This is a genomic window from Corynebacterium striatum ATCC 6940 (assembly GCF_000159135.1).
Taxonomy (GTDB): domain Bacteria; phylum Actinomycetota; class Actinomycetes; order Mycobacteriales; family Mycobacteriaceae; genus Corynebacterium; species Corynebacterium striatum.
Genome location: NZ_GG667520.1, coordinates 172863 through 174063 on the forward strand (window position 1 = coordinate 172863; position 1201 = coordinate 174063).

At 55.0% G+C, this 1201-nt stretch carries 1 pseudogene; it reads right to left on the reverse strand.

What is annotated here, in order from left to right:
• Positions 1–155: 155 nt before the first annotated feature.
• Positions 156–1201 (reverse strand): annotated as a pseudogene (locus HMPREF0308_RS03115) (ISL3 family transposase); the annotation flags it as partial.

Genomic DNA, 1201 nt, shown 5'->3' on the forward strand with positions numbered 1-1201 from the left:
TCTAGGCCACTGATCGTGTTGTTTTATATATTTTTCAGCAACGGTTTCTTCGCCTCGTCGGCTTAGGTGCCTGTATCGCCGCGGCCTAACCCACATTGCTAATAATCATTGTTGTGGAATAGGAAGCGAACCTGGGTAAACGGGCCCTTCCGGTTTTAGAGTGCGTTGGTTTTGTCCTGTAGTTGTCCGGAGTGGATTAGGCATCGCAAGATGTAGTGGTTGAGGTTTTTAAATCCTAGGGCGATGCCGCGTAGGTGTTCGAGTCTGCCGTTGATTGCTTCGACGGGGCCGTTGGATGCGCCGATATCAAAGTAGGCGAGCAGCGTCTTTGCGTCGACGCCACAGGGTGCGCCCCAGTTGGGCGAGCTCTTCTAAGCCTTTCGGTAATCCTTTACGCAGCGTATGGATGATGCGTTCCATGAGCTTTTTGCCTTCCGATTTCTTCGGATGCGCGTACGCTGCGATCATGTCTTGGTAGAGCAGCCACGTTACTTCCAGGCACACGTAGTCGTCATCGGTGGCCCACAACACTTCTAAGCGTTGCTTTTGCCGCTCGGTGAGATAGTTCGTCCTGGTCAACAGTGTGCACCGGTGCTTGTACAGTGGGTCATCTTTGCGTCCGCGGCGCCCGGTGGTCTCACGTTGGAGTCGCTGTCGGCAACTGGTGAGCTTGTCGGCTGCTAGATGCACCACATGGAAAGGGTCCATGACTTTTTCTGCTTGTGGTAGTTGCTCTTCGACTGCGGTGGCATAACCGGTGAACCCATCCATGGTCACCACCTGTATCTGTTCACGGAAGCTGGGGTCGCGCTCTTTAAGCCACCCGCTTCAGCACGTCGGCGGATCTGCCTGGTCGCATGTCTAACAAACGTGCAGGCCCACGCCCGTCTACCAGCGGGGTGAGGTCAACAAGTATGGTCACCAGGTTTGATGCCTGACCTGGTTTTCTGGTGTGTTTCCATACATGTTCATCGACTCCAAGAATGCGAACCCCGTCTAGGTGACAAGGGTCGCCGTAGACAAGCTGGCGGCAGGCATCTAGTGCGACCTGGTTGACCAGGTCCCAGCCCACACCGAGTGCTTTGGCGGTAGCGGACACACTCATTCGCTCTATGGCTAGGCGTTGCAAGATCCAGCGGGTGACCCGATAAGTGAGCTTGGCGCCGTCATCAGCGCAGGTTAAAGATTCTTGGAAGATCTG